The sequence below is a fragment of the Fibrobacter sp. UBA2449 genome, assembly GCF_002342555.1.
Lineage (GTDB): Bacteria > Fibrobacterota > Fibrobacteria > Fibrobacterales > Fibrobacteraceae > Fibrobacter.
Genome location: NZ_DDQF01000014.1, coordinates 1 through 5,305 on the forward strand (window position 1 = coordinate 1; position 5,305 = coordinate 5,305).

At 52.9% G+C, this 5,305-nt stretch carries 7 protein-coding genes and 1 tRNA gene; 6 read left to right on the plus strand and 2 right to left on the minus strand.

The features are described from left to right. Positions 1-149 precede the first annotated feature (149 nt). The 6 genes from B4B27_RS09330 to tsaA all read left to right on the plus strand — a co-directional run bounded on the left by B4B27_RS09330 (position 150) and on the right by tsaA (position 3,163). Positions 150-500, plus strand: a complete 351-nt coding sequence (locus B4B27_RS09330) for a hypothetical protein (RefSeq protein ID WP_290725934.1) — start codon at positions 150-152, stop codon at positions 498-500. A gap of 54 nt (positions 501-554) precedes the next feature. Continuing rightward, the gene (locus tag B4B27_RS09335; RefSeq protein ID WP_290725936.1) at positions 555-749 is read left to right on the plus strand and encodes a hypothetical protein; all 195 of its coding nucleotides are present in this window, start codon (positions 555-557) and stop codon (positions 747-749) included. A 49-nt stretch (positions 750-798) separates the two neighbouring features. Beyond that, on the plus strand, positions 799-966 hold the full coding sequence (locus tag B4B27_RS09340; RefSeq protein WP_290725938.1) for a hypothetical protein: 168 nt from the start codon (positions 799-801) through the stop codon (positions 964-966). 288 nt (positions 967-1,254) lie between these two features. Next, on the plus strand, positions 1,255-1,770 hold the full coding sequence (locus tag B4B27_RS09345; RefSeq protein WP_290725940.1) for a hypothetical protein: 516 nt from the start codon (positions 1,255-1,257) through the stop codon (positions 1,768-1,770). Further along, entirely contained in the window at positions 1,757-2,182 is a 426-nt protein-coding gene (locus tag B4B27_RS09350; RefSeq protein WP_290725942.1) for a hypothetical protein, read from the plus strand. The genes B4B27_RS09345 and B4B27_RS09350 overlap by 14 nt, the downstream gene beginning before the upstream one ends. 168 nt (positions 2,183-2,350) lie before the next feature. Continuing rightward, on the plus strand, positions 2,351-3,163 hold the full coding sequence (gene tsaA / locus B4B27_RS09355; protein ID WP_290725944.1) for a tRNA (N6-threonylcarbamoyladenosine(37)-N6)-methyltransferase TrmO: 813 nt from the start codon (positions 2,351-2,353) through the stop codon (positions 3,161-3,163). Here the strand turns inward: tsaA and B4B27_RS09360 are convergent. Both B4B27_RS09360 and B4B27_RS09365 read right to left on the minus strand, forming a co-directional pair. After that, on the minus strand, positions 3,138-4,916 hold the full coding sequence (locus B4B27_RS09360) for an ATP-dependent nuclease (protein WP_173366028.1): 1,779 nt from the start codon (positions 4,914-4,916) through the stop codon (positions 3,138-3,140). The genes tsaA and B4B27_RS09360 overlap by 26 nt on opposite strands. A 48-nt stretch (positions 4,917-4,964) precedes the next feature. After that, positions 4,965-5,027 (minus strand) — tRNA-Met (locus tag B4B27_RS09365). Between the last annotated feature and the right edge of the window lie 278 nt (positions 5,028-5,305).

Sequence of the window (5,305 nt, forward strand, 5' to 3'; positions counted from 1 at the left end):
ACAGAAAAAGACTTGCCTAATCGACAAACGATGCCGCCGGTCTTGAGGATTATCTCAAGATCCAGTCCGTGGAAGACGAAGAGAACAATTGTAGCCGAACCTACCTTGTCAAGGACGCCTTGTCGGGGGAATTAGTCGCTTATTTTTCTTTGAGGACGGGGCTTATTACCATTCAGGTTCAGGACGATAGTTTCGATTCCGTCCCTGCCATAGAGCTTGCAAATTTTGCCATCAACAAACTCTACAAGGATTTGCACCCCGAAGCGCAAAAGTTGGGGTTCTATACATTCAAGAAGTTTGTTTTACCGATTGTGCAAAGGATGTCGGTCTATGTCGGCGTTAGCGCCCTGTATATCTACGCCCTGCCAGAAGAAAAGCTGATTGAGCATTACCATACGATGGGATTCTCCCGCCTTCCGGAACATCAGGAAAAGTTCGTGCAGCGTCATGTTAAGCCAAAGTACGACGAGGGCTGCATCTTCATGTACCAAGTTATTTAGCCTTGAAAAGGCTTTTGTCTTGACGAATGTATATTTTGTTAGTGGGTGTGGACAATGGCTTTACCAATTAGCAATATCCCGATTCTGACGGGAGTGGCTGCCGAGACTTTCGTAAAAAATGCGGAGGCGGCAGAACGGAGCCGCGGTTCCATCGACTTCACTCGGCAGCGCGCCGAATGGAGCGGTTTCGACGTGCGTAACACTGCACGAATTGCCAAACTGAAAGCCGAAGGGAAATGGCCTTTCTAGAATCTGGTACTATCTTGATCCTGATAACAAGACGGGCTGCCGGTATCTGGTGGTTGATGCGTACAACCAGCCGGTCCCGCTTGCATTCTACGAGGCAAACGGCTTTAAGTATATGTTCTCTTCGGAACAGCAAGAATGCGAGTACCGCAAAATCGAATCGGTTGCAAAACTGCATACCCGCATGATGTATTTTGATTTGATGCTGCTGTCGAATTAGTGGGTTGTGGTCGACAAGGGATTCATCGACGGCATCGCCGAGTTCATGAAGTGGTACAAGAGCGACAAGAACCCGCTGAGGTAGGGCAGTTGCTGGATGCGGGGCGCAAGATGCCCGCAGGGTCGCTGACGCGCCCCCGCGAAATATTTTTTTTTGTGTTTTTTTAAAAAAAGACCCGTTTTGACACTTTGTGACAAAATTAGAATGTATATTTAGGGACGTATAATGGGTTTGGTTGTTTTTGTTTTATAATTTTGGTATATTTGGCGTTGACAAAAGGGGCTTAATATGGCAGAAGTTTTAGAAAATGTCGCTAAAGGGGAGACTGCAGAATCGGGTTCTGTTGCCGACCAGAAGGCTCATGAGTTCTTTTCTGACCTAGTCTCGAAGCTGAACGTTACTGAATTCCTTTACAATGTGAAGGGAATGAGTGAGAACGAATATCAGATGTGGAGCGCTGCCATCAATAAAAATCTTGAACCGATGATGCGCAGCAACCGCGTTGCTTCTAATGTGGCTTGTGCCAACAAGGCGTTCGAGGAATTCATGCTTGCCCTCCGAGTGGAGAAAAACGTGAAGCTCAGGAAGCTCGCCGTCGACATTTCCCGGAGCAAACTGTATATATGGGCCGAGGTTGAGGACGACGACGAATCGTCGATGCGTTCCGTGCTCTATGCGGATTCCGTAGCGAACCTGAAAATGGAAGAACTCGGTTTTTCTGTTTCCGCGACGGTTGTTGAGAAGTCCGATTGCGTGCCCGTTCCTTCGCATTATGTTAAGGTAATCGACAATGAATCGAAGTGATTATCTTGCCAAGGCTCGCCATAACGAAGAATTTTTGGAGTCGATTGACAAAGATCGCTTTTGTGACTGGTGGGTAACCGCGAGTTTTTATGTCGCGCTTCATTATGTGAATGCTTTTGTGTCCGTTTCCATCAAGTCTGGATTCTGTTCGCACGAAAAGATAAAGAGTATCCTTCATCCGCAAGGTAGTTTTACCGACCTTAGGTTCCCGAGAGACAAGTTCGAAGATTACATGTTGCTGCAGAATCTCTCCAGGAAGGCCCGCTACATGCAGGTCGGGGACCACGAAGACTCTGTGTGCCGGTTGATGAAGCCTAAGCATGTGCAAAAGGCTGAAAAACTTATGAATTCCGTGCGAACCTATGTTTTAAGTCGCCTGCCGAAAGATGACTCATCGGAGTCTGGGAAGTAGGGAAGACTTTTGATAGCGGTCATGTAAGTTTCCCCATAATTGCAAGCGGGGTTTGATAACTCGGTTAGTTTGTATGCAACAAGCCCATCAGGGTGTTCAACAACGGTGACATTGGGCTATGCCAAGATAATCTGATGCTGAGCAGGGGCTCTTTCTATATTTTCTGCTATGCGGTTCATCCCAATCGGTACATTCTACGGCGATGCCGTTTATAAGTACGACGCCCCTCGGCAGGGGCGCCTGTTCGCGGGGCATCCTGGCCGCATCGAGCTGAATGCGGGGCAGAACTTCGAGATGGCGCTCCGCGACCTGGACGGGTTCGAACGCATCTGGGTCATATTCCAGTTCCACGAGAACGAGGGCTGGCGCCCGACGACGCGACCGCCGGTACCGCCCAAGGGGAAGGACCGCGTGGGAACCTTTGCCAGCCGTAGCCCTTACCGCCCGAACCCTATCGGGCTTAGCTGTGTACGTCTGCTTAAAATCGAAGGTCTTACTTTGTATGTAGACGAGGCTGACCTGCTGAACGGCACCCCGGTGCTCGACATCAAGCCGTATATCCCTATGGCGGACGCCTTCCCGGATGCGCGTGCGGGCTGGGTCGAGGAACAGGAAGGCGACCTGTGGAATGTCCGGGTCGCGGAACCCTTCGCGTCGCAGAACCGCTGGATTGCAGAACATAGCGAATTCGACCTGGAAAGCTTTGCGCGCGTGCAGCTTTCCCGCGGGAACTTCTCGAAGGATGTGTTCGACAGTTCGCGCCGGCGCCTGACCGTTGACGAAAATGCAAAAACGGGAGTGCTTGCCTACCGCACGTTCCGCATCCATTTTACCTACGACGAATCGAGCCGCCTGGTTTGCCTGCAGCGCGTGTCGAGCGGCTATACCGCCGGCGATTTGAAAGAAGGCGCCGAGGACAAGTACGGCGACAAGCAGTTACATCGGGATTTTCTAGTTAGGTATCCCGACTCCCGTCGATAATCCACTGGCAGAGCGCCATGATCCCGTCGTAGTCGGGGAGGTTCTTGACGAAGTTCTGGCCCTTGCAGCGTTCGATGAACCCGCTCCAGGTCGCCTCGTTCTTGGCTTCGAGCCCGAGGTGTTCTTCGATGGCGCCTTTTGTCCACACCCAGATTCCCTGGTTGCGCAGCTTCATGTGGATGCTCTTGATGGGCTTCTCCGCCTCGGGCATCGCGGCCATCATGGCATACGCCTTCGCGGCCGATATGTTGCTGTGCTTGTTTACGGGGACGCCGTTCACGAGGCGCAGGTGCTGGTGGAACGCCAGCTCGCGGAAGAGGTTGCGGCAGGTCTTGAGATCGGGGTCGTTTGAATCGAGGAAGCCGTCGCGGGTCGCCGTGGTGAATGCGTAGTCGAGGTCTACGATGGCGCGCACGGGCATGTCCATCGCCGAGAGGACCTGCATGCTCTTGCGCGTGTTGCTCACGCCTCCCTGGCGCACGAGGGCGCACTTGATGAGAGCGAAGCTCTTGCCGGTAATGCGTTCGAAAAGTGCCGGGAGCACGCGCCATTCCGTCTTGCCTTCGGTCAGGAGCACGTAGTCGGCGAACAGGAGCTCGTTGCTGTTCGAAAGGCTGAAGAGCATCTGCAGCTGGCTCGGCGCATCCTGGATGACCTGGTGCACGGCGTCTTCCATCCGCTTCCGCATGAACGTTCCCTTCTCCTTGTTCTTGCGTATAAGGAGCGAGGTGCTCACGTCTTCGCTTGTCACCATCTGCGCGGAATGCGTCGCGTAGATGATCTGGTAGCCTTCGTTCGAGAGGTTCTTGAGCGCGACGCGCGTGAGTTCCACGGCCTGCGGGTGCAGGTAGAGCTCGGGCGAGTCGATGAGCAGCATGGTGCGGCTCAGGTAATGGTTGTTGTGGTGTTTCTTGATGTCGGCGAGGTAGCGCACGAGGGCCATCTGGATGGCGCGCTGGGAGCCTGCGCCCATGCGGTTGATGTCGCGTTCGAACCCGTCGTCCTCGTCGATGACCTTGAGGGTCGCCGTCTTGAGGAAGGTCTCGAGGGTCGGGATGGGGATGTCGAGTTCCACGCGAACGCTCGGGAACAGCGGTTTGAGCATCTCGTTCACGTCGTGGTCGAAGCTCTGGATTTCGGCGGCCTGGTTCTCGCTGTGGGGGCTCAGCATCTCGCTGAAACGGCTGAGGATGTCGTTGAACTCGCCGCCGAATCGCCTTTCGAGCGGCTTGAAGATTTCGTGCAGGAGCTTGGTGAATACGCGGTTGCCTTCGAAGTCCCAGATGGCGATGGGTTCGGGGAACATGCGCCGGAAGGCGTGACGGAATTCTTCCGTCGCGCGCGTCCATTCCTTGCGCTTCTCGTTCCGGTGGTTGCTCGGGGTGAATACCCACATCTCGGCGTTTTCGGGATTTTCGCCGGGGACGCGCTGCATCTTCTTGATGCGGAGCCTTTCGGCGCAAAGGAACGGCTTGATCTCGGCGGCCTTCTCTTCGCCCAGGCGGTTGAGGACGGTTTCGGTGATGCCTTCGAAAACACCTTCGACTTCGACGGGCTGGTTCGGGTCGTCAAAGAAGGAAATGTCGAGCGAAAACTTGGACAGGAGCCAGCGGATGCCCATCAGGATGTTCGTCTTTCCGGCGTTGTTGTAGCCGATGAGGGCGGTGAATCCGCTCAACGGGAATGTCTGCCGCTGGATGGAACGAAGGTTGCTAATCGTAATCTCTGAAAGTCTGAGTGCTTGGGGCTGCATGTATTCAATATATATAAAAAACGCCACCTTGGAAGGATGGCGTTTTCGTGGGACCTCCGGGACTTGAACCCGGAACCCGCGGGTTATGAGTCCGCTGCTCTGCCCTGTCCCGCGTAGATACTGGGTTTTCGATTAACGTCTCACAAAAAGCTCACAATTTAAAACCCTGTTTTTGCCTTAAAAAGCCCACTTTTTGTGACCTGGTTTTGAGCTTTTTGCTCATCCCCAGACGTCAAAAATTTACAAAAAAATAACAGGTTGAACCAGGGGGTAAAGACCGTCAAAATTTTTTTTGTACGGCCATTGACAAACCTAACTAAATTAGGTATATTAAGCAGTGAACAAAAGAGCACTAAATAGTTTTAAAAATGACCATAATGTTGACTAGA